The sequence below is a fragment of the Pseudarthrobacter sp. NPDC092424 genome (assembly GCF_044754925.1).
Taxonomy (GTDB): domain Bacteria; phylum Actinomycetota; class Actinomycetes; order Actinomycetales; family Micrococcaceae; genus Arthrobacter.
The window spans coordinates 592,005-613,039 of the sequence record NZ_JBIVQC010000001.1; the positions used below are offsets into that span (position 1 = coordinate 592,005).

Below are 21,035 nucleotides of genomic sequence, written 5' to 3' on the forward strand. Positions count from 1 at the left end.
CACCACTGAACGGATACTGCTCGTGACTTCAGCCCCTGCCTTCCCGCGGGTCCACATCGCCACCGACCACGCCGGAATGGAGCTCAGCGCCCACCTGGTCAGCCACCTCACCGCCACGGGTTACGACGTTGTGGACCACGGACCCAAGGAATACGACGCCCAGGACGACTACCCGTCCTTCTGCATCAACGCGGCGCTCGCCGTCGTGGCGGACCAGCAGGCCGGCGTCCACGCGCTTGGCATTGTGCTGGGCGGTTCCGGCAACGGCGAGCAAATCGCCGCGAACAAGGTCAAAGGAATCCGCGCCGCCCTGGCCTGGAACCACTCCACGGCCGTCCTGGCCCGCGAGCATAACGACGCCAACGTCGTGGCCGTCGGCGGACGCCAGCACACGGTTGACGAGGCCACCGCGCTGATCGAGGCCTTCCTTGCCGAGCCGTTCAGCAACGACGAACGCCACGTGCGGCGCATCGGCAAGATCGCGGCCTACGAGGCCACCGGCGAGGTCATCGAGTAGTGCCGGAAGGGCACTCGGTCCGGCGCCTGGCCCGGCAGTTTGATGATGTCTTCGGCGGCCGGCAGCTCGCGGTGTCCAGCCCGCAGGGCCGGTTCGCCGCGGGTGCCGCTCTGCTTGACGGACACACCCTGGTCTCGGCCGATGCCCACGGCAAGCACCTGTTCCTGCGCTTCGACCACGGCGTCGTGCTGCACGTGCACCTCGGGCTCTACGGCGCGTGGAGCTTCGGCGGCGACAGTTCCTTCGCCGGCGCGTCCAGCATTGGTGCGCCCCGCCGGGTGGGGGAGCGGGAGACTCCCGCGGAAGCGTACGACGCCGGCGGCTCCTATGCGGGTCCGCCGCCTCCGGTGGGGGCCGTCCGGGTCCGCCTTGCCAGTGCCCACGGCTGGGCCGACCTTCGTGGCGCCACGACCTGTGCCGCCATTACTGCGGCGGAGGCTGAAGCGGTGTCCGCACGGCTGGGTCCCGACCCGCTGCGGAACCTCCGCGGCGACGCCGGCCGGTTCGAGGCACGGCTGCGCGGCCGCAAGACGCCCCTGGCCGCTCTGCTGATGGACCAGGCCGTCATCGCCGGCGTGGGCAACGTGTACCGGGCGGAGGTGCTCTTCCGGCGCCGGCTGGACCCGTGGCTGCCCGGTTCCGCCGTGGAGGCCGCCGCAGCGCGGCGGCTGTGGCGGGAAGTGTCTGTCCTGATGAACGACGGCGTGGAGGACGGCCGGATCATTACCACCCCGGCCCGTTACTGGAGCGGGCCCGGCGTGGACCCCGGTCAGCGGCAGGCGCTGAAGTCCGCGGAATACCCCTCCGGCGCCGACGCGCACTTTGTCTACAAACGGGAAGGGCTTCCGTGCCGCCTGTGCCGTACCACGGTGCTGCTGGCCGAACTGGCGGGGCGCAAGCTCTACTGGTGTCCGTCCTGCCAGGCGTAGCCCGGCCACAAAAATGCACCCCCGGTCCGGAGACTGGGGGTGCATTTCTTTGGAGGGGACGACGGGAATCGAACCCGCGTAATCAGTTTGGAAGACTGAGGCTTTACCATTAAGCTACGTCCCCGGGGCCGGTAACTCCGGGGTGGCTGTCCAAGCCGGATATAACTAAACCTAATTCATGCCCCACGTGTCAAATGTGCAATCCCCGCGCCGGAGACCGTAGACTTGCCTGTGCATTAACGGGGTGTAGCTCAGCTTGGCTAGAGCGCCTGCTTTGGGAGCAGGAAGTCGCAGGTTCAAATCCTGTCACCCCGACTCTGCTGCCCGGACCACTCGGCCGGACAAAACGTTGCGTTTGCAGAAACCCATCCAACAATCCCAGGAGTACTTAGACCGTGAAGAGCGCTGTCGAGAACCTCACCCCCACGCGGGTCAAGCTCAATGTTGAGGTCCCCTTTGAGGAATTGAAGCCCAGCATCGACTCGGCCTACAAGACTGTTGCCTCGCAGATCCAGGTCCCTGGGTTCCGTAAGGGCAAGGTCCCTGCCAAGCTCATCGACCAGCGCGTGGGCCGCGGCTACGTCCTGGAGACGGCCATCAACGAAGGCCTCAACGGCTGGTACCAGGCTGCCGTGCAGGAATCCGGCATCCGCCCGCTGAGCCGCCCCGAGGTGGAGATTACCGAGGTACCGGACCCCTCCGCTACTGACGGCGGCCTGAAGTTCGCTGCCGAGGTTGACGTCCGTCCCGAGATCGAACTGCCGGACTACGCCGGTATCAAGGTCGAGGTCGCTGCCGCGGAGTCCTCCGACGACGACGTGACCAAGGCCCTGGACGAATTGCGCGGCCGCTTCGGCACGCTGAAGTCCGTGGAGCGTCCCGTGGCCGACGGTGACTTCCTGACCATCGACATCACCGCCTCCATCGACGGCAACGAAGTTGACTCCGCCTCCGGCCTGTCCTACCAGGTAGGCTCCGGCACCATGCTCGAGGGCCTGGACGAGGCCGTGACCGGCCTGAGCGCCGACGAGGACGCCATCTTCAACACCACCCTGGTGGGCGGCGAGCACGCCGGCCAGGACGCCCAGGTCAAGGTTGTAGTGAGGGCCGTCAAGGAGCGCGAGCTCCCCGAGGCCAATGACGACTTCGCCCAGCTGGCATCCGAGTTCGACACCCTCGAGGAACTGCGCGCAGACCTCGCCAAGCAGGCGGCCGACTCCAAGGTTGTCGAGCAGGGCGTCGAGGCCCGCGACAAGGTCCTGGACAAGCTTGTCGAGCTCGTTGAGGTTCCCGTGCCGGACTCGGTGGTCGAAGAACAGCTCGAAGCCCACTTCAAGGAGGGCAACGGCCACGGTGAAGGCGAGCACGACACCGAGGAGCACCGCGAAGAGGTCCGCGCCAACACCGCCCGCGCCTTCCAGAACGAGATCATCCTCGACGCCATCGCCGAGAAGGAAGAAGTCAACGTCAGCCAGAGCGAGCTGATCGACTACATCGTCACCACGGCCAGCCAGTACGGGATGGACCCGAACCAGTTCGCCCAGATCATCGACCAGAGCGGCCAGGTTCCCATGATGGTCTCCGAGGTCCGCCGCCGGAAGGCGCTGGCCGTCGTTCTGGGCCAGGCCGAGGTTACCGACACCGCGGGCAAGTCCGTGGACCTGAGCGACTTCGTCCGGCCTGCCGGTGAAGAGGCTCCTGCCGCCGACACCGTTGAAGCCGGCGTCGCTGAAGAAGAAAAGGCAGAGGCCAAGGCCTAGCCCCTTCTGAACGCCTGCTGCATGCGCAGACGAACGGCCTCCGGATCACCTGATCCGGAGGCCGTTCGCATTTCCGGAACCGGCCGCGGCTGCGCGATTCCGCCGATCGTGCGCCGTCAGCGAACAGCCCACGGTGCACGAACAAAACACCGGTGAAACCGGTTAGGGTCCAAGTAGAGATTTTCAGTGATGTCACCGTCACCAGCGAGAGGTAAGTACACATGTCACAGCACCACGAGGCTCCCCGGATGGCGACCGTCGATCCCGCTGCCCAGGACAACTACATCTACAACCGGCTCCTCAAGGAACGGATCATCTGGCTGGGCTCCGAAGTGCGGGATGACAACGCCAACGCCATTTGCTCGCAGTTGCTCCTCCTCTCCGCAGAAAACCCGGAGAAGGACATCTACCTGTACATCAACTCCCCGGGCGGCTCCGTAACCGCCGGCATGGCCATTTACGACACCATGCAGTTCATCCCTAACGACGTCGTCACCGTGGCCACCGGCCTCGCCGCTTCCATGGGCCAGTTCCTCCTCTCCTCGGGCACGAAGGGCAAGCGTTACGCCACCCCCAATGCCCGCGTCCTCATGCACCAGCCTTCCGGCGGCATCGGCGGCACGGCCTCGGACATCAAGATCCAGGCCGAGCTGATCCTGCACATGAAGAAGGTCATGGCCGAACTGACCGCAGAGCAGACCGGCCAGACGGTGGAGACCATCCTCAAGGACAACGACCGTGACAAGTGGTTCACCGCCACCGAAGCGCTGGAATACGGCTTCTTCGACAAGATCGCGGCGCACGCCGGATCGGTGTCCGGCGGCGGCGGAACCTCCAACGGTTCCGGCGGACCGGATTCCCAGAAGTAACCGGCACCAAGAACACTCAGATCAGGAGCAAAGAACATGAACTACAACTTCGGGTGGTCCGCCGGTAATCTTCCGTCCAGCCGCTACGTCCTGCCCCAGTTCGAGGAGCGCACTCCTTATGGCTTCAAGCGCCAGGATCCGTACACCAAGCTGTTCGAGGACCGCATCATCTTCCTCGGCGTGCAGGTGGACGATGCCTCCGCAGACGACATCATGGCCCAGTTGCTGGTCCTGGAGTCCACGGACCCGGACCGCGACATCACCCTGTACATTAACTCGCCGGGCGGTTCGTTCACCGCGATGACGGCGATCTATGACACCATGCAGTACATCCGCCCCGAGATCCAGACTGTCTGCCTCGGCCAGGCCGCCAGCGCGGCTGCTGTCCTGCTCGCAGCCGGCACGCCCGGCAAGCGCCTGGCCCTGCCGAACGCCCGTGTGCTCATCCACCAGCCGGCCCTCTCCGGCGGGCAGGGCGGCCAGGCGTCGGACCTCGAAATCCAGGCCGCCGAGGTCATGCGGATGCGTTCCTGGCTCGAGGACACGCTGGCGCACCACTCCGGACGCACGTCCGAGCAGGTCAACAACGACATCGAGCGCGACAAGATCCTTACCGCGGAAGAGGCCCACGCATACGGCCTGATCGACCAGGTGCTGGATTCCCGCAAGATCAAGCCCCAGGCAATCACCCGCTAGCAGCAAACAAGCGCCGGTGCGGCCCGTTCTTTTGGCCGCACCGGCCTTTTCCTTCCACCCTTGGGCACCGATGTGACCTAGAGTGGATATCGTCACAAACCGGTCCATGCAGGCTGGTGAAGTTTCCAGCAACGGTGCAAGGCTGCCTGGCAGCACGATACTAAGGGGTTCACATATGGCTCGGATTGGCGAGAGCACGGATCTGCTGAAGTGCTCTTTCTGCGGAAAGAGCCAGAAGCAGGTGCGCAAGCTCATTGCCGGGCCCGGTGTCTACATCTGCGATGAGTGCATTGAGCTTTGCAACGAAATCATCGAGGAGGAACTGGCCGAGGTTGCGGACCTCGGCAGTTTTGAACTTCCCAAGCCCCGGGAAATCTTCGACTTCCTGCAGGAATACGTCATTGGCCAGGAACCTGCCAAGCGCTCCCTGGCCGTCGCCGTGTACAACCACTACAAGCGCATCCAGGCCGGCCACGCGCCCAAGGCCGGGACGCTGGCTGACGGCGGCCATCACGACGACGTCGAAATCGCCAAGTCGAACATCCTCCTGATCGGCCCCACCGGCTGCGGCAAGACCTACCTCGCGCAGACCCTTGCCCGGCGCCTGAATGTTCCGTTCGCCGTCGCCGACGCCACCGCCCTGACCGAAGCCGGCTACGTGGGCGAGGACGTTGAGAACATCCTCCTCAAGCTCATCCAGGCAGCCGACTACGACGTCAAGAAGGCCGAACAGGGCATCATCTACATCGACGAGATCGACAAGATCTCGCGCAAGAGCGAAAACCCGTCCATCACCCGGGATGTCTCCGGCGAGGGCGTCCAGCAGGCGCTGCTGAAGATCCTTGAGGGGACCGTGGCATCCGTGCCCCCGCAGGGCGGCAGGAAGCACCCCCACCAGGAATTCATCCAGATCGACACCACCAACGTGCTGTTCATCGTGGCGGGGGCTTTCGCAGGTCTTGAGGAAATCATCGGCTCCCGCTCGGGCCGGAAGGGCATCGGCTTCGGTGCCCCGCTGAATGAGGCCAGCAAGAAGGTGGACTCCTATGGTGAAGTCATGCCGGAGGACCTCCTGAAGTTCGGCCTCATCCCTGAATTCATTGGCAGGCTCCCGGTCATCACCACTGTCTCCAACCTGGATCGGGATGCCCTGATCCAGATCCTTTCCACGCCCAAGAATGCGCTGGTCAAGCAGTACCAGAAGATGTTCCAGATTGACGGCGTGGAGCTGGTGTTCGACGACACCGCCCTGGAAGCCATCGCGGAGCAGGCCCTCGAACGCGGCACCGGGGCACGCGGCCTCCGCGCCATCATGGAAGAAGTCCTGCTCCCGGTCATGTTCGACCTGCCCAGCCGCGAGGATGTGGCCAGTGTGGTCATCACCCGTGACGCAGTCCTCAACGGCGCCGAACCCACCATCGTTCCGCACGCGGCCAAGAGACGGAAGTCCGCCTGAACTCCCGGCCGCCCACTGCCTACCAAGGAGTTTCCCATGCCTGAACCTGTCAAGAACCGCGCCGATTTCTGGTTTGACCCGGCCTGCCCCTTCGCCTGGGTTACCTCCCGCTGGATCGGTGAGGTGGAATCCGTCCGCGACATCGAGACCGTGTGGCACGTCATGAGCCTGTCCGTACTGAACGAAGGCCGGGACCTGGATCCCGGTTACCGCGAAGCCATGGACAACGCTTGGGGTCCCGTCCGGGTGATCATCGCTGCCCAGCAGGAGCACGGCCCCGAAACCGTCAAGCCGCTCTACGACGCCATGGGCACCATGATCCACGAGGCGGGCGAAAAAGACCGTTCGGTAGTCATCAGCAAAGCACTGGCTGAATGCGGACTCCCGGCGTCCCTGGCAGAGGCGGCCACCACGGATGCCTACGACGGCCCGCTCCGGACCAGCCATGAAGAAGGTATCTCCCTGGTGGGCCAGGACGTGGGCACACCCATCGTGGCCTTCAACGGAACCGCCTTTTTCGGGCCGGTCCTGACCCGGATTCCCCGCGGTGAAGAAGCCGGAAGACTGTGGGACGCCGCCACCATCCTGGCCGGTTACCCGTCCTTCTTCGAGCTCAAGCGCAGCCGCACCGAGAGCCCCCGGTTCGACCAGGAAACTACTGCCATGTAGTTACTCCAGGGCCCTTGCGCACGCGCAGCGCCAGGACCACAATGGTTCTTACCCACTTCGAAAGAAGCGGGACGCAGGAACCAAAGATTCAGTGATATGTATTTCCGGCGCAGCCATCGGCAAAGCCGGATACAAGCTACCAGTGACGTGGTAGGAAGACCTGGAGTTCGGCGGATCCTGCCAGACCATCAGAGTCGTCACCGGATGGCCGAAAAAGTCGAAGCCCCACCAACGGCAAAACGCTGATGGGGCTTCCCCTTTGCCCGAAAACAGGCCAGTCCGAACGTGGCTAGGCGCCGGCTGCTTCCTCGGGAGCGGCCAGGACCACGTCGCTGACGGACAGTTCGCCGTCGCCGGCCACCAGGGTCAGCTCACGGGCGTTGGACGCCGCCTTCAGGTCGTTCAGGCCGGCTTTGAGCTGCGCGGTCAGGGACTCGGAAGCGGTGATGGTGGCAGAGAGCACCTCGGTGCGCTGCTTGACCTTGGCCTCGGACTTTGCCTTCCGGACGCCGCTCAGGGCAGTGCCCACCGTAGCCAGCATGGTGGTGTCGCCGTCCACCGCGACGGGCGCCGGCCAGGCTGCCCGGTGCACCGAACCGCGGCGCCACCAGCTCCACACCTCTTCGGTGGCGAAGGGCAGGAACGGGGCGAACAGGCGCAGCAGCGTGTCCAGGGTAGTGGCCAGGGCCGCCAGGACGGAAGCCTGCTCCGCCTCACCGGCGGCACCGTATGCGCGGTCCTTGATCAGTTCCACGTAGTCGTCGGTGAACTGCCAGAAGAACGACTCCGTGATCTGCAGCGCCCGGGCATAATCGTAGTTCTCGAACGCCTTGGTGGCCTGTGCCGTCACGTCGGAGAGCTGGGCCAGCAGCGCGCGGTCAAGCGCGTTGGACAGCACGGACAGGTCCGTGCCAACCACAGAGTCCTCGGTGGCACCCAGGTTCAGCACGAACTTGGAGGCATTTAGCAGCTTGATGGCCAGGCGGCGGCCGATCTTCATCTGTGCGATTTCGTAGGCTGTGTCCGCCCCGAGCTTCGCGGAGGTGGCCCAGTAACGGACCGCGTCGGAGCCATACTCGTTCAGGACGTCCGTAGGTACCACCACGTTGCCCTTGGATTTGGACATCTTCTTCCGGTCCGGGTCCAGGATCCAGCCGGAGATCGCGGCGTGCTTCCACGGAGCGCTCTTCTGCAGGGCGTCCGCGCGGACCACGGAAGAGAACAGCCAGGTGCGGATGATGTCGTGCCCCTGGGGGCGCAGGTCGAACGGGTAGACCTTGGCGAACAGTTCCTCGTCGCGGGTCCAGCCGCCCACGATCTGCGGGGTCAGCGCAGAGGTTGCCCAAGTGTCCAGGACGTCGGCGTCGCCGGTGAAACCGCCGGGGACATCGCGCTGCGTTTCCTGGTAGCCGGGGGCTGCGTCGGCTGCGGGGTCAACCGGCAGTTGTTCATCGGAGGGCAGGATGGGCGCGTCGTAGTCCGGGTTGCCATCGGCGTCCAGCGGGTACCAGACGGGGATCGGCACGCCGAAGAAGCGCTGGCGGGACACCAGCCAGTCGCCGTTGAGCCCCGAAATCCAGTTTTCAAAGCGGGACCGCATGAACGCGGGGTGGAATTCAATCTCGCGGCCGCGGCCGATCAGCCGTTCGCGCCGGTCCTCGTCCCGGCCGCCGTTGCGGATGTACCACTGGCGCGAGGTGACAACTTCCAGGGGCTTGTCGCCCTTTTCGAAGAAGTTCACCGGGTGCATGATTTTCTTCGGTTCGCCGTCCAGGAGGCCCTCGGCGGCCAGGAGCTCCACCACGCCTTCCTTGGCGCTGAACACGGTCTTTCCGGCGATCGACGCGAACGCGGCACGGCCGGCCTCAGTGGTGATCCAGTCAGGCGTCTCGCCGATGATGCGGCCGTCGCGGCCCACGATGGCGCGGGTAGGCAGCTGGAGTTCCCGCCACCAGGTCACGTCGGTCAGGTCGCCGAAGGTGCACACCATGGCGATGCCGGAACCCTTGTCCGCCTTGGCCAGCGGGTGGGCCTTGACCTCAACCTGGACGCCGAAGACCGGGGACGTGACAGTCTTGCCGAACAGCGGCTGGTACCGTTCGTCATCGGGATTTGCCACGAGTGCCGCGCAGGCCGCGAGGAGCTCGGGACGGGTGGTTTCGATGTAGACCTTTTCCCCGTCTTCGGTGAAGAACGGGTAGCGGTAGTAGGCACCGGCCACCTCGCGGTCCTCAAGCTCTGCCTGCGCCACGGCCGTGCGGAAGGTGACGTCCCACAGCGTAGGGGCCTCGGCCATGTAGGCATCTCCGGCGGCCAGGTTGGCCAGGAACGCCCGCTGGGACACCTCGCGGGAAACGTCGTCGATGGTCCGGTACGTCAACTGCCAGTCCACGGAGAGGCCAAGCTGCTGGAACAGGCTTTCGAAGACCTTCTCATCCTCCACAGCCAGTTCTTCACACAGCTCGATGAAGTTCCGGCGGGACACGACGTCGAAATCGCGCTGGTTCTTCGCCGGCTGGGCAGGCGGGCGGTAATCCGCGTTGTAGGGGATGGCAGGGTCGCAGCGGACGCCGTAGTAGTTCTGCACGCGGCGCTCGGTGGGCAGGCCATTGTCATCCCAGCCCATGGGGTAGAACACGTTCTTGCCGGTCATGCGCTGGTAGCGTGCCAGGACGTCCGTCTGGGTGAAGGAGAACATGTGCCCCACATGCAGGGATCCTGACGCCGTGGGCGGGGGAGTGTCGATCGAGTAGACCTGTTCCCGGGTGGTGTCGGGGTTGAACTTGTAGGTCCCTTCGGCGAGCCAGCGCTGGGTGAGCGAGGCTTCCAGGCCTTCGAGGGCCGGCTTGTCCGGAACGTTGATGGGGGCGGTGGTGGGCGTGTCTGTACCCTGCGTGTCTTCAGCCATTGGGCAATTCTTTCATGCTCTCTTGCTCCCGCAGAACCCGGGGCCGGCCCGGTCCCGCTAGGGTGGTGCCATGACTGACGAATTGCAGAACAAGACAGCTTTGGTGACCGGCGCCAGCAGCGGAATCGGCGAAGCAACCGTCCGGGCACTGCGGGCCGATGGATGGACCGTTTACGCCGTGGCGCGGCGGGCGGAAAGGCTTGCGGCGCTGGCGGCTGAAACCGGCGCCGTCGCGCTTCCTGCGGACATTGCAGAGGACGACGACGTCGCACGCCTCCTCGCGCAGGTCACCGAAACCGGGGGCATCAGCACACTGGTAAACATTGCGGGAGGCGCCCGCGGCGCCGACACGGTGGGTTCCGCGGACACCGAAGACTGGGAATGGATGTACCGGGTCAATGTCCTGGGCACCATGAAGCTCACCCGTGCGTTCCTGCCGATGCTGCGCGCCCACGGGGAAGGTACCGTGCTCAACCTGACGTCCACGGCCGGGCTGGCCGCATACGAGGGCGGCGGCGGATACAACGCCGCAAAGTTCGCCCAGCACGCCATGACGGGCGCGCTCCGTCTGGAAGAAGCCGAAAACAATATCCGGGTGGTCGAGGTTGCCCCCGGTTTGGTGCAGACCGAGGAGTTCGCCCTCAACCGGCTGGGCGACCGCCAGGCGGCGGCGAAGGTCTACCAGGGCGTGGAAAAGCCGCTCACCGCCGAAGACGTGGCGGATGTGGTGCGGTACGCCGTGAGCGTGCCGCACCACATCAACCTGGACCAGATCGTCATCAGGCCGGTGGCGCAGGCGGCCAACTACAAGCTGATCCGGAAGCAGGGCTGAGGCCGGCTCAGAAGGCCCGGTACGCGTACAGCATGGTGTAGCCGGTGTTCTGGACCCGGACGTTCTGCCCGAACCACCAGGCCTCGCGGCAGCGGGTGCTGTAGGCAGGCACCCAGTTCTGTTCGGGGCTGGCGAAGCTGGCGTACAGCGTAAAGCTGCCCCAGCTGGCTCCATAGTTGGTCACGCAGATCCGGGAGGAACCCCAGACGTTGGTGCTGACGTAGGTGGACGAGCCCGGAGCGACGAGGCCGTCAGCCTGCGCGGCGCCGGCGCCGGCGCCCGCCAGGGCTGCGGCGAGGGCGACACCCGCCACGGCCCTCCTGAATCCGCGGCGCCCCTTAGGGGCCCGCGCGGTCGGAGGGATGTTCACGCCGGGGGCTGCTGGAATGGTCATTGCTTGTCCTTTGCAGGTCCCGGGGGCTTCCGGTTGAGGCCCCGCGATGCCTCAACTGTGCGCTTCCGGGCAGTCAGGATCGTCAGGCTCCAGGCGTATTTGCGCCATACGTCCGCAGGCGTAGGGGCGGGCCCGGGCTAAGCTCCCTGCCAGGGGGCGCCCGGGCGGGCGAGGCCGCTTTCGTAGGCGAACGCCACGGCCTGGGCGCGGTCGCGCAGTCCCAGCTTGGCAAAGATACGGCCCACATGGGTCTTGACGGTGGCTTCGCTGAGGAACAGTCTGCCCGCGATGTCCGCGTTACTGAGCCCGGTGGCCATGGCGGCAAGGATTTCCTGCTCGCGCCGGGTAAGCCGGGCAAGCTCCGCAGGCGGAGGCAGGACGTCGGGGGCGCGGTCCGCGAACTGGGCTATCAGCGCCCGGGTAACCGCGGGGTCCAGCCAGCCCTCACCCCGAGCCAGTGCACGCACCGCCTCCGCCAGGCTTTCCGGAGCCGCGCTTTTGAGGAGGAAGCCGGATGCGCCGGCCCGCAGCGCGGCATAGAGCTGTTCGTCGCCGTCAAAGGTGGTCAGCACCAGGACCGGCAGTGGCCGCGCGTCCGGCAGGAACGCGTCCGAGGTCAGCTCCCTCGTTGCCGACACCCCATCGAGTACGGGCATGCGCAGGTCCATCACTACGACGTCGGCAATGCCGCGCCGGGCGGCGTCCACGCCTTCGCGGCCGTTTCCGGCCTGCCCGGCAACCGTGATGCCCGGCTCCGCCCCCAGGAGCATGGCCAGGCCGGCGCGCACCAGGGGTTCGTCATCGACCAGCAGGACGCGGACCGGCGGCACAGGGTCACCGCCCACGGCCGGCTGCCGGCTCAGGACCCGCCGGGCGGTTGGAACCTGGGAATGCGGCCTCCACAACGAATTCGTCGCCGCGGCGGCAAGCGTCGAGCCGGCCGTCAGCTGCCTTCACGCGTTCCGCCATCCCGATCAACCCGTGGCCGGTGGACAGCGGGTGATCCCGGCGTTCCGGGGCGCAGCGGTTACGGACCTCCAACCGCACCCCTGAGGCCTGCCAGTGCAGGAACACGCTGACAGTGTGGCCCGGGGCCGCATACCTGGACGCGTTGGTAAGGGCTTCCTGCACCACCCTGTAGGCGGAGACATCCACCCCCGGTTCCAGTGGGACGGGGTCCCCGGTGACCCTAAGGTGCACGCGGATCCCGGCCTGCTCCGCGTCCCTGAGCAGAGGACCAAGCCGGGAAAGACCGGGCAGGTGCTGGGGCGGGGTGTCTCCGCGGGCCGCCGAAGCTGCCGCCGGGCCCTCATGCAGGAGTCCCAGCATCCTTCGCAGTTCGACGACGGCCTCGTTCCCCAGCAGGGCGACATTCTCCAGGGCCGCGGCAGCCTGTGCAGGGTTTGCCTGCATGACGCGGGCGGCACCGGCGGACTGCAGCACCATGAGGCTGACGGCATGGGCCACCACATCGTGCAGTTCGCGGGCTATCCGGGAGCGTTCCTCCCGGATGGCACGTTCTGCGGCGTGCCTGGCCGCCAGCCGGCGCTGCTCAACGCTCCAGGCGACCCACCTGCCCAGTCCGAAGACGGCAAGGGTGATAACCACACCGCCCAGCGCGCCGACGGTGGCCGCCTCAAGGTCCTGCCCGAAGCCGCCCCTGCCCACTTCCACAGCGGTGTTGAGTGCAATGAGGGCGCAGGCCGCCGCGGCTGCGGCAATGGCAGTGCTGCGCCTGCATAGGAGGGCGGCCGCGTACAAGGCCAGCCAGACACTGAATAGCGGAACAAAGCCCGGTACCAGCACACTCATGGCGGCGCTTCCGGCTGCAACGGCTGCGAAAACACCCGCCGGACGGCTGCGGCGGAACAGCAGGGGAACGTACAGGAGCGACACCAGCCAGGGAACAAGCGCGGCACCGCCGGGATGGGGTGCAGACACCTTGTCCCAGGACAGCAGCAGCTCCAGCAAATAGCACAGGACGACGGCGGCGGCATCACCCAATTGCCGCCAGCGGCGCCGGTTTCCCCCGCCGCGGTGCATCAGCAGCCGCCGAAAATGAAGCACCACCACATCCGGAATTCCTCATCCCCTGACCCGGCGGACGGACGGACCAGGCCCTGGCGCAGAGCTTCTTCACGGGCCGCCACCGGACCCAGGACCGCGCCGGGGTCCCACTCCGGGGGGCCCTGGACTTCGAGACCTTCAGCCGTCCCGCCCGGCGCATCAGCGGGACCGAGCGTTTCCGGGTAGGGCGCCGGCAGCCCGGACAGCTGGGCAAGCCAGACCAGGGCGCCGCGTTCGGTGCCGTCCGCCGCCGGCGGGATCACTTCGATCCTCCTGGGCTTGATCCGCTCAATGGCAGCAGCGTCCAGCGGTATGTGTTCGGGTGCAGCCAGCAGGACTTCGAAGCGGGCCAGGCCATCCGTGGTCCAGCCGGTACTGCCGCGGACAGCCACCAGCTGCGGTGACAGGAGCTCGCCCCAGGCAAGATGCCCGGCGACAGCGTCCTCACTGCGCGTGTCTTGAATGGAGACAATTACCTCCTCCGGACCGGGGTATGCAGCTGCTTCTTCTTCGTATGGCATGGCATCCTCCCCTTTGGACCCTGATACCTGCAGTATTTCCCCTGGCAGGCGCGGCGTCCAGACTTCAGGATGGGCGGCCCGCCGGGTCCGCCGGCGGCTGATGTTTTCGACATCCGCCGTCCGGGCACCCTAAACTGGAACGAGCAGCGTCGACCCGGCTATCACCGGCGAGCTTCCGGAAGAACACGCCGGCCACCACTTGGTGGCCCGTCGCCAGTAGAACCGGACGGGTAAGCCCGTTACAGCAGTAATGAGCGGCCGGCCGGCCCGTTCCTCCGGGAGCAGGCGGCGCCGGTAAGTGAGGTGGTACCGCGGTTCACGTGCAGTCCGGAAAGGCAGCACGGCAGCCGTCCTCGCATCCTGAACGGAATCCCCGGCGGCTGCCGGAGGTTCGCCCAGCCCAACCCAGGATGTCGAGAATGACGTATTACCCCAAGGCCTCAGCCTCCAGCAGTACTTCCCCCAGTGGCGCCGGCGTTTCCGCCTCCGTGAAGTTTCCGGAGATCGAAGAACGCATCCTGAAGTACTGGGCCGAGGACGGAACGTTCCAGGCCAGCATCGACCAGCGCAGCGCGGACGCCCCCGGCGGAGCCCCCGGCAGCAACGAATTCGTTTTCTACGACGGCCCTCCCTTCGCCAACGGGCTGCCGCACTACGGGCACCTGCTCACCGGTTACGCCAAGGACCTGGTGGGACGCTACCAGACCCAGCGCGGCAAGCGCGTCGAGCGCCGGTTCGGATGGGACACCCACGGCCTGCCCGCCGAACTTGAAGCCATGAAGCAGCTGGGGATGACGGACAAGACCCAGATCGAAACCATGGGCATCGACAAGTTCAACGACGCCTGCCGCGCCTCTGTCATGAAGTACGCCGACGAGTGGCGTGACTATGTGACCAGGCAGGCCCGCTGGGTGGACTTCGACAACGACTACAAGACGCTCAATGTCGAGTACATGGAGTCCGTCCTCTGGGCGTTCAAGCAGTTGCACGACAAGGGCCTGACGTACAACGGCTACCGCGTCCTGCCGTACTGCTGGAAGGACGAGACGCCGCTGTCCAACCACGAACTGCGCATGGACGACGATGTCTACAAGAACCGCCAGGACCAGACCGTCACCGTCACGTTCCCCATCCTGGCGGGGGAGTCGGAGCTTTCGCAGCAGCTCGCCGGCGTACAGGCGCTCGCCTGGACCACCACGCCCTGGACGCTGCCCACCAACGCCGCGCTCGCCGTCGGCCCTTCCATCACGTACGCAGTGCTGCCCGCCGGGCCCACCGGGATCAAGGCTGCCGCTGCCGATGCGCCCGTTACGGGAAGTTTCCTGCTGGCCGTTGACCTGCTGCCGGCATATGCCAAGGACCTGGGCTACGAGGACGCCGCCGCAGCAGCCGCTGCGATCAGCTCGACGCACACCGGCTCCGAACTGGCCGGCCTGGCCTACCGGCCGCTGTGGCTGGACTTCAGCGACAACGAAAAATACGGCATGGACAACGCCTGGCGGATCCTCGCCGCGGACTACGTCACCACCACCGACGGTACGGGCATCGTCCACCAGGCGCCGGCGTACGGTGAAGACGACCAGAAAATCTGCGAAGAGGCCGGCATTCCGGTGATCCTCTCTGTCGATGAGGGCGCCAAGTTCCTGCCGCTCTTCAAGCACGGCGACCTGCACGACATCGCGGGACTGCAGGTCTTCGAAGCGAACAAGCCCATCACCCAGGTACTCCGCGCCCAGGGCCGGCTGGTCAAGCAGGCCAGCTACGAGCACAGCTACCCGCACTGCTGGCGGTGCCGCAATCCGCTGATCTACCGCGCCGTCTCCTCCTGGTACGTGGAGGTCACCAAGTTCAAGGACCGGATGTCCGAACTGAACCAGGAGATCAACTGGATCCCCGGCAACGTCAAGGACGGCCAGTTCGGCAAATGGCTGGAAAACGCACGCGACTGGTCCATCAGCCGCAACCGCTACTGGGGCAGCCCCATTCCGGTGTGGCAGTCCAGCGACCCCGAATACCCGCGCACCGACGTCTACGGCTCACTGGCCGAAATCGAGGCGGACTTCGGACGGCTGCCGCTGAACAAGGATGGCCAGGTGGACCTGCACCGGCCGTTCATCGACGAACTGACCCGGCCCAACCCGGACGATCCCCGCACGCCCGAAGAGGGCCAGTCCGTCATGCGCCGTGTTGAGGATGTGCTGGACGTCTGGTTCGATTCAGGCTCCATGCCGTATGGCCAGGTGCACTACCCGTTCCAGAACGAAGCCTGGTTCGACACCCACAACCCCGCCGACTTCATCGTCGAGTACATCGGGCAGACCCGTGGCTGGTTCTACATGCTGCACATCCTCTCGACGGCCCTGTTCGACCGGCCGGCGTTCCGCAACGTCATCAGCCACGGCATCGTGCTTGGCTCCGACGGGCAGAAGATGTCCAAGAGCCTGCGCAACTACCCGGACGTGTCCGAGGTCCTGGACCGCGACGGGTCCGACGCCATGCGCTGGTTCCTGATGTCCAGCCCGATCCTCCGCGGCGGCAACCTGATCGTCACCGAACAGGGCATCCGCGACGGCGTCCGCCAGGTCATCCTGCCGCTGTGGAACGTGTACAGCTTCTTCACGCTCTACACCAACGCGGCGAACGGCGGTGGAGGCTACGACGCGAAGCTGCGCTATGGCGGCTACGCCGACACCCTGGACCAATACCTGCTGGCACACACCGGCGAGCTGGTACGGACCATGACCGCCAAGCTGGACGAGTACGACATTTCCGGTGCCTGCGACGCGCTGCGCGGCTACCTGGACATGCTGACCAACTGGTACGTCCGGCGCAGCCGCCAGCGGTTCTTCGACGAGGACCACGATGCCTTCGACGCGCTCTTCACAGCCCTGGAAACCGTTACCCGGACGGCAGCATCCTTGCTGCCCCTGGTTTCGGAGGAGATCTGGCGCGGACTGACAGGCGGCCGTTCGGTGCACCTGGCAGACTGGCCGGATGCCAGCCTGTTCCCGGCCAACCCGGAGCTGGTCGAAGCCATGGAGCGGGTCCAGCAGATCTGCTCCACGGGCTCGTCGCTGCGCAAGGCCGCGAACCTGCGCGTCCGCCTGCCGCTGCAGGAACTGACTGTGGTGGCACCCGGCGCGGATGCGCTGGACGGGTTCGCCGCCGTCGTCGCCGATGAACTGAACCTGCGCTCGGTCCGCCTGCTGGACGCAGCCACGGCCGCTCCGGAGGAATTCGGCATCCAGCAGAAGCTGGTGGTCAACGCCCGCGCGGCCGGCCCGCGACTGGGCAAGAACGTCCAGGCGGCTATCAAGGGCTCCAAGTCCGGCGACTGGTCAGTCTCGGATTCCGGCGTTGTGACCGCCGGGGGCCTGGAGCTGGAACCGCAGGAGTACGCCCTGGAGACCGTGGTGGCTGAGTCCGGGGGCGTCTCCGCGTCGGTGGCGGTGCTGCCCGGCGGCGGCTTCGTGGTCCTCAACACCGAGGTCACCCCGGAGCTGGAAGCCGAAGGCCTGGCCCGCGACATGGTCCGCGCCATCCAGCAGGCCCGCAAGGATGCCGGACTGAACGTCAGCGACCGGATCCGGACCTCTGTGTCCGCCCGTCAGAACGTGGTGGACGCACTGCTGGCCAATGCAGAGCTGGTCAAGGGGGAAACGCTGAGCGTGGACCTCACCGCCGAACCGGCGGACCTTGACGAGCCTGCCGTCATGGTGTCGAAAGTGGAGGCCTGACCACATGTCCGAACACACGCCCGACGAATTTTCGGTCGAAAGCGTCTACGCCGAACTGCTGGGACGCGCGCCGGAGAACAAAATGGAGCCCCGGCTCGCACCGCTCTTCCGCGCCATGGACGTGCTGGGCGAGCCCAACAAGGCGTTCCCGATCATCCACATCACCGGAACCAACGGCAAGACGTCCACCTCCCGCATGATCGAATCGGTGCTGCGCGCCCACGGCCTGAGCACCGGACGCTACACCAGCCCGCACCTGTCCAAGGTGACCGAACGCATCAGCATTGACGGGCACCCGGTCCCGGATGAGACATTCGTCCGGATCTGGGACGAAATCCGCCCGTACCTGCAGATCGTGGACGCGGAGCTGGAGGCCGAAGGCCAGCCGCGCCTGACCTACTTCGAGTGCCTTACCATCCTGGCATTCGCCGTGTTCGCGGACCAGCCGGTGAACGTGGCCGTCATCGAGGTTGGCCTTGGCGGCATCACCGATGCCACCAACGTTGGCGACGGCCAGGTTTCGGTGGTCACGCCGATCTCCCTGGACCATACGGACCTGCTGGGCGACACCACGGAGGACATCGCGCACGAAAAGGCCGGGATCATCAAGCCCGGCGGCTACCTCATCAGTGCCGCCCAGCCACTGGACGCCGCCCAGGTGCTGCTCGAGAAAGCCAAGGACGTAGGGGTGCCGTTCCGCTTTGAAGGCGTGGAGTTCGGCGTCGAATCCCGGACGGTTGCCGTCGGCGGCCAGATGGTGACCGTCCAGGGCATCGCCGGCCGCTACCCCGACCTGTTGGTGCCCCTCCACGGTGCCCACCAGGCCCAGAATGCCGCCGTGGCCATCGCGGCGCTGGAGGCGTTCTTCGGCGGCGGGAAGGAGCTGGACTTCGCAGTGCTGCAGGAAGGCTTCGCTGAGGTGACCTCACCGGGCCGGCTGGAGGTAGTGCGGACCGCACCCACTATCATCGTGGACGCCGCGCACAACCCGGACGGCATCAAGGCCTCGGCCGCCGCCCTGCAGGAAGCCTTCACCTTCACCCGGCTGGTGCCGGTGGTCGGGGTGCTGAAGGAAAAAGACGCCGAAGAGATCCTGCGCCAGCTGAAGGAGTCCCTGGGGGAGGTTGCGGAAGAATACTGCTTCACGCAGTCCAATTCGCCGCGCGCAGTGCCTGCCGCGGAGCTGGCCGAACTCGCAGTGGACCTGGGCTTCGGCGAGGACAACGTGCACATCGCTGAGAAGCTCGACGACGCCATCGAGTGGGCCGTCGAACGGGCCGAGGCGAACGACGACCTGTCCGGCGGCGTGCTGGTCACCGGCTCCATCACCCTGGTGGCCGAAGCCCGCATCCTGCTCGGGAAGACGGAGGCATAGCGATGGCCAGGCTCACCAAGGCCCAGCGCGAATGGCGGCCGGGCATGCCGAAGAAACGGCGCTCCACCAAGGTCATGTTCGCGTCCTCCGTGCTCCTGCTCGAAGCGTTCGTGATGTTCTTTGCCACACTGGCGGTCTTCGGCCTGCGGCGCGGCGAGATTTCCCCTGTCCTCATCCTGTCCGTGGGCATTTGCCTCAGCCTGGTGATGGTGGCAGCGTGCGCTTTCCTCAGCCGGCCGTGGGGCATCGGCCTGGGCTGGGCGCTGCAGGCGGTGCTGATCCTCACCGGCTTCATTGAACCGGCCATGTTCCTGGTGGGCGCCATGTTTGCGCTCGCCTGGTGGTACGGCATCCGGACCGGAATCAGGCTGGACCGTGAAGGAGCCCAGCGCGAACGGGAACAGGCCGAGTGGGAAGCGGCACATCCTGACCAGGCAGGCCATGGCCAGGCGCATCCGGACCAGGCCCCGTAGACTAATTTCCGAAATCCCCCCAAAAACGCATTGGAGCAGTTGTGACCACTGAGCGCACCCTCGTCCTGATTAAGCCAGACGGCGTCGCCCGTAACCTGACCGGCGCCATCCTCGGCCGGATCGAAGCCAAGGGCTACACCCTGGCAGAACTCAAGAAGGTGGACGCCACCCGCGAACTGCTCGAGCAGCACTACGAAGAGCACGTAGGCAAGCCGTTCTACGAGCCCCTCGTGGAGTTCATGCTCAGCGGCCCGGTGGTGGCTGCGATCTTCGAGGGGCACCGGGTCATCGAAGGCTTCCGTTCCCTGGCCGGCACCACGGACCCGACGACGGCGGCCCCCGGCACCATCCGCGGCGACTTCGGCCGCGACTGGGGCCTGAAGGTCCAGCAGAACCTGGTGCACGGCTCCGACTCCACCGAGTCAGCCGAACGCGAGATCAAGATCTGGTTCCAGGACTGATGCTCCGTGCCCCGGCAGCCACGCCGGGGATGGACGGACAGGTGGTCCGGGCAGCCGGAGCCGCCTGTCCGTCCCACAGGACTCCAGCCCGGCACCTGCAGCTCCAGCTGCGGGTGCCAGGCTGTTTGACGTTAAAGATCGTCGCAGCCAAGCCCGGGGAAGATGTGCCAGGGGCCCTTGGCCGGTCCCGATTCATTAGCGGCACGGTGCAGGCCCCTGACGTCAGGCTCAAACAGAACCTGGTCGATATCCACGCAGCCACTGGGAGTCATGACGACGTGCTGGTGGGCGTGTTCTCCGCCCAAAGGTGATTGCTCGGCGGCCGGCGGAGTTGCGGCCATGGCCGGCACGCCTGCGCCGCCGGCCAGGCACAGACCCAGCGCCATCGGTATTGCTGCCCTGAAAAGGTTTTTGCGCATTGCAATGGATCCTCTCGTCTGAAGGAATTACCGTCCGCTCCGAACGGTTTCCCGCTGTTGGGAAGTTCCATCAGAACGCCGACATGCTGCCTTGGCACGAGTAGCAGGTACTCATGTTTCGCAGCAGCGGATCCGTAGCCGCAGACCTAGTATCCGGAGGTTCCGGCGAATACCTGGATGAAGGCGAAGAAGATCGTGGCAATCACCGCAACATACAGCAAGGCAGTGACCACCCAGCCCGAATCGCCCAGGACGCGGGCCGCCCTGGCCGGAACGGGGATAACGCCGGCAGTGATGTTGCGGATGGTCACCCAGACGAACAGGGGAATCATGGCGGCCCACACCACCATGCAGAACGGGCAGAGGATATTAATGACATAGAGAGCCTGGGACCAGAGCCACACCACGAAGGCGAATCCCAGCGTCACGCCGACCTGCAGGCCAATCCAGTACCACCGCGCGAAAGTTGCGCCCGCCAACAAGGCCATGCCGATGGTGATCACCACCGCGAACGCCACAATTCCGATGAACATGTTTGGGAAGCCGAACACCGAACTTTGCCATGTCTGCATGACCTGTCCGCAGGAGATCCACGGGTTTACGTCGCACACCGTAGTGTGGCCGGGGTCCTTGAGGACTTCGAGCTTCTCCAGCACCAGCACGCCGGAGGCAAACCAGCCAACGACGCCGGTAATCACCAGGAGCCAGCCGAACGGCCGGGTGCGGGTCATCGCGGGGACGGACGCGGCGCTCCCGGCGGCCGGGCCGCCTTTCCGGTCCAGTGCGGCCCGGTCCATGGCAGTCCTGTCCGCTGCTGAACCGTCCAGTGCAGGCGTGCCGTTGGCGGGGGAGATGCTGGGCATTGGCATAGCGTCCTTTTCGTCAGGGTGCTCCTGCCCCGATTGTAACGCCGCGTGCTGGGAGGGCCGCCCAGCCGGGCGGGTCCGGGCCG

Annotated in this window: 19 protein-coding genes and 2 tRNA genes; 13 read left to right on the forward strand and 8 right to left on the reverse strand. The window is 66.0% G+C overall.

All coding sequences use genetic code 11. The features are described from left to right. Positions 1-22 precede the first annotated feature (22 nt). Together ACIQCN_RS02815 and ACIQCN_RS02820 are read left to right on the forward strand one after the other, a co-directional pair. Positions 23-517 (forward strand): ribose-5-phosphate isomerase, encoded by a 495-nt coding sequence (locus ACIQCN_RS02815; protein ID WP_400609284.1) that lies wholly within the window; start codon positions 23-25, stop codon positions 515-517. After that, a complete protein-coding gene (locus ACIQCN_RS02820; protein WP_400609286.1) occupies positions 517-1,446 on the forward strand; it encodes an Fpg/Nei family DNA glycosylase in 930 nt (309 codons plus the stop codon). The genes ACIQCN_RS02815 and ACIQCN_RS02820 overlap by 1 nt, the downstream gene beginning before the upstream one ends. A gap of 50 nt (positions 1,447-1,496) precedes the next feature. Here the strand turns inward: ACIQCN_RS02820 and ACIQCN_RS02825 are convergent. Further along, positions 1,497-1,570: transfer RNA gene (locus tag ACIQCN_RS02825), tRNA-Gly, on the reverse strand. A 116-nt stretch (positions 1,571-1,686) separates the two neighbouring features. Here ACIQCN_RS02825 and ACIQCN_RS02830 point away from each other — a divergent pair. From ACIQCN_RS02830 to ACIQCN_RS02855, 6 genes are all read left to right on the forward strand, one after another. Continuing rightward, positions 1,687-1,761, forward strand: a tRNA-Pro gene (locus ACIQCN_RS02830). An 80-nt stretch (positions 1,762-1,841) separates the two neighbouring features. Continuing rightward, complete coding sequence (gene tig / locus ACIQCN_RS02835; RefSeq protein ID WP_400609288.1) at positions 1,842-3,206, forward strand: trigger factor; 1,365 nt, start codon at positions 1,842-1,844, stop codon at positions 3,204-3,206. A gap of 248 nt (positions 3,207-3,454) precedes the next feature. Beyond that, positions 3,455-4,075 (forward strand): ATP-dependent Clp protease proteolytic subunit, encoded by a 621-nt coding sequence (locus ACIQCN_RS02840; RefSeq protein ID WP_400604269.1) that lies wholly within the window; start codon positions 3,455-3,457, stop codon positions 4,073-4,075. A 36-nt stretch (positions 4,076-4,111) separates the two neighbouring features. Beyond that, positions 4,112-4,771: an ATP-dependent Clp protease proteolytic subunit gene (locus ACIQCN_RS02845; RefSeq protein WP_058267539.1), complete on the forward strand. Its 660-nt coding sequence runs from the start codon at positions 4,112-4,114 to the stop codon at positions 4,769-4,771. Positions 4,772-4,946: 175 nt separating this feature from the next. Continuing rightward, a complete protein-coding gene (gene clpX / locus ACIQCN_RS02850; RefSeq protein WP_400603446.1) occupies positions 4,947-6,227 on the forward strand; it encodes an ATP-dependent Clp protease ATP-binding subunit ClpX in 1,281 nt (426 codons plus the stop codon). Between the two features lie 36 nt (positions 6,228-6,263). Beyond that, positions 6,264-6,896, forward strand: coding sequence for a disulfide bond formation protein DsbA (locus ACIQCN_RS02855; RefSeq protein WP_400609290.1), 633 nt, complete (start codon positions 6,264-6,266; stop codon positions 6,894-6,896). Positions 6,897-7,185: 289 nt separating this feature from the next. Here ACIQCN_RS02855 and valS read toward each other — a convergent pair whose 3' ends face one another. Next, positions 7,186-9,804 (reverse strand): valine--tRNA ligase, encoded by a 2,619-nt coding sequence (valS, locus tag ACIQCN_RS02860; RefSeq protein ID WP_400603448.1) that lies wholly within the window; start codon positions 9,802-9,804, stop codon positions 7,186-7,188. Positions 9,805-9,874: 70 nt separating this feature from the next. Here valS and ACIQCN_RS02865 point away from each other — a divergent pair, with 70 nt between their 5' ends. Beyond that, positions 9,875-10,636 carry an SDR family oxidoreductase gene (locus tag ACIQCN_RS02865; RefSeq protein WP_400603449.1) on the forward strand — a complete coding sequence of 254 codons (762 nt, stop codon included), beginning with the start codon at positions 9,875-9,877 and terminating at the stop codon, positions 10,634-10,636. Positions 10,637-10,643: 7 nt separating this feature from the next. On the opposite strand, the gene ACIQCN_RS02870 is transcribed toward ACIQCN_RS02865, so the two are convergent. The 4 genes from ACIQCN_RS02870 to ACIQCN_RS02885 form a co-directional block, all read right to left on the reverse strand. Continuing rightward, on the reverse strand, positions 10,644-11,030 hold the full coding sequence (locus ACIQCN_RS02870; RefSeq protein ID WP_400609292.1) for a hypothetical protein: 387 nt from the start codon (positions 11,028-11,030) through the stop codon (positions 10,644-10,646). 137 nt (positions 11,031-11,167) lie between these two features. After that, a complete protein-coding gene (locus ACIQCN_RS02875; protein WP_400609294.1) occupies positions 11,168-11,875 on the reverse strand; it encodes a response regulator in 708 nt (235 codons plus the stop codon). Next, positions 11,865-13,100: a sensor histidine kinase gene (locus ACIQCN_RS02880; RefSeq protein ID WP_400609295.1), complete on the reverse strand. Its 1,236-nt coding sequence runs from the start codon at positions 13,098-13,100 to the stop codon at positions 11,865-11,867. Before ACIQCN_RS02880 ends, ACIQCN_RS02875 begins: the two co-directional genes overlap by 11 nt. Next, positions 13,073-13,618 (reverse strand): hypothetical protein, encoded by a 546-nt coding sequence (locus ACIQCN_RS02885; RefSeq protein WP_400603453.1) that lies wholly within the window; start codon positions 13,616-13,618, stop codon positions 13,073-13,075. The genes ACIQCN_RS02880 and ACIQCN_RS02885 overlap by 28 nt, the downstream gene beginning before the upstream one ends. 419 nt (positions 13,619-14,037) lie before the next feature. On the opposite strand from ACIQCN_RS02885, the gene ileS reads away from it, so the two are divergent. From ileS to ndk, 4 genes are read left to right on the forward strand one after another with little or no spacing between them, the layout of a single operon-like run. After that, entirely contained in the window at positions 14,038-17,355 is a 3,318-nt protein-coding gene (gene ileS, locus ACIQCN_RS02890; protein ID WP_400609297.1) for an isoleucine--tRNA ligase, read from the forward strand. A 4-nt stretch (positions 17,356-17,359) separates the two neighbouring features. Beyond that, the gene (locus tag ACIQCN_RS02895; protein ID WP_400603455.1) at positions 17,360-18,730 is read left to right on the forward strand and encodes a bifunctional folylpolyglutamate synthase/dihydrofolate synthase; all 1,371 of its coding nucleotides are present in this window, start codon (positions 17,360-17,362) and stop codon (positions 18,728-18,730) included. 2 nt (positions 18,731-18,732) lie between these two features. After that, positions 18,733-19,203, forward strand: a complete 471-nt coding sequence (locus ACIQCN_RS02900; RefSeq protein ID WP_400603456.1) for a DUF4233 domain-containing protein — start codon at positions 18,733-18,735, stop codon at positions 19,201-19,203. A gap of 41 nt (positions 19,204-19,244) precedes the next feature. Further along, entirely contained in the window at positions 19,245-19,664 is a 420-nt protein-coding gene (ndk, locus tag ACIQCN_RS02905; RefSeq protein WP_400603458.1) for a nucleoside-diphosphate kinase, read from the forward strand. Between the two features lie 131 nt (positions 19,665-19,795). Here the strand turns inward: ndk and ACIQCN_RS02910 are convergent, their stop codons facing one another. Further along, positions 19,796-20,083, reverse strand: a complete 288-nt coding sequence (locus ACIQCN_RS02910) for a hypothetical protein (protein WP_400603460.1) — start codon at positions 20,081-20,083, stop codon at positions 19,796-19,798. A 146-nt stretch (positions 20,084-20,229) separates the two neighbouring features. After that, positions 20,230-20,946, reverse strand: a complete 717-nt coding sequence (locus tag ACIQCN_RS02915) for a vitamin K epoxide reductase family protein (protein ID WP_400609299.1) — start codon at positions 20,944-20,946, stop codon at positions 20,230-20,232. Positions 20,947-21,035: the final 89 nt, after the last annotated feature.

Bases quoted from the DNA above. Each gene is read 5' to 3' on its own strand.
- ACIQCN_RS02840 (WP_400604269.1), top strand. From the start codon at position 3,455: ATGGCGACCGTCGATCCCGCTGCCCAGGACAACTACATCTACAACCGG.
- ACIQCN_RS02845 (WP_058267539.1), top strand. From the start codon at position 4,112: ATGAACTACAACTTCGGGTGGTCCGCCGGTAATCTTCCGTCCAGCCGC.
- clpX (WP_400603446.1), top strand. From the start codon at position 4,947: ATGGCTCGGATTGGCGAGAGCACGGATCTGCTGAAGTGCTCTTTCTGC.
- ACIQCN_RS02855 (WP_400609290.1), top strand. From the start codon at position 6,264: ATGCCTGAACCTGTCAAGAACCGCGCCGATTTCTGGTTTGACCCGGCC.
- valS (WP_400603448.1), bottom strand. From the start codon at position 9,804: ATGGCTGAAGACACGCAGGGTACAGACACGCCCACCACCGCCCCCATC.
- ACIQCN_RS02865 (WP_400603449.1), top strand. From the start codon at position 9,875: ATGACTGACGAATTGCAGAACAAGACAGCTTTGGTGACCGGCGCCAGC.
- ACIQCN_RS02870 (WP_400609292.1), bottom strand. From the start codon at position 11,030: ATGACCATTCCAGCAGCCCCCGGCGTGAACATCCCTCCGACCGCGCGG.
- ACIQCN_RS02885 (WP_400603453.1), bottom strand. From the start codon at position 13,618: ATGCCATACGAAGAAGAAGCAGCTGCATACCCCGGTCCGGAGGAGGTA.
- ileS (WP_400609297.1), top strand. From the start codon at position 14,038: ATGACGTATTACCCCAAGGCCTCAGCCTCCAGCAGTACTTCCCCCAGT.
- ACIQCN_RS02895 (WP_400603455.1), top strand. From the start codon at position 17,360: ATGTCCGAACACACGCCCGACGAATTTTCGGTCGAAAGCGTCTACGCC.
- ACIQCN_RS02900 (WP_400603456.1), top strand. From the start codon at position 18,733: ATGGCCAGGCTCACCAAGGCCCAGCGCGAATGGCGGCCGGGCATGCCG.
- ACIQCN_RS02910 (WP_400603460.1), bottom strand. From the start codon at position 20,083: ATGCGCAAAAACCTTTTCAGGGCAGCAATACCGATGGCGCTGGGTCTG.
- ACIQCN_RS02915 (WP_400609299.1), bottom strand. From the start codon at position 20,946: ATGCCCAGCATCTCCCCCGCCAACGGCACGCCTGCACTGGACGGTTCA.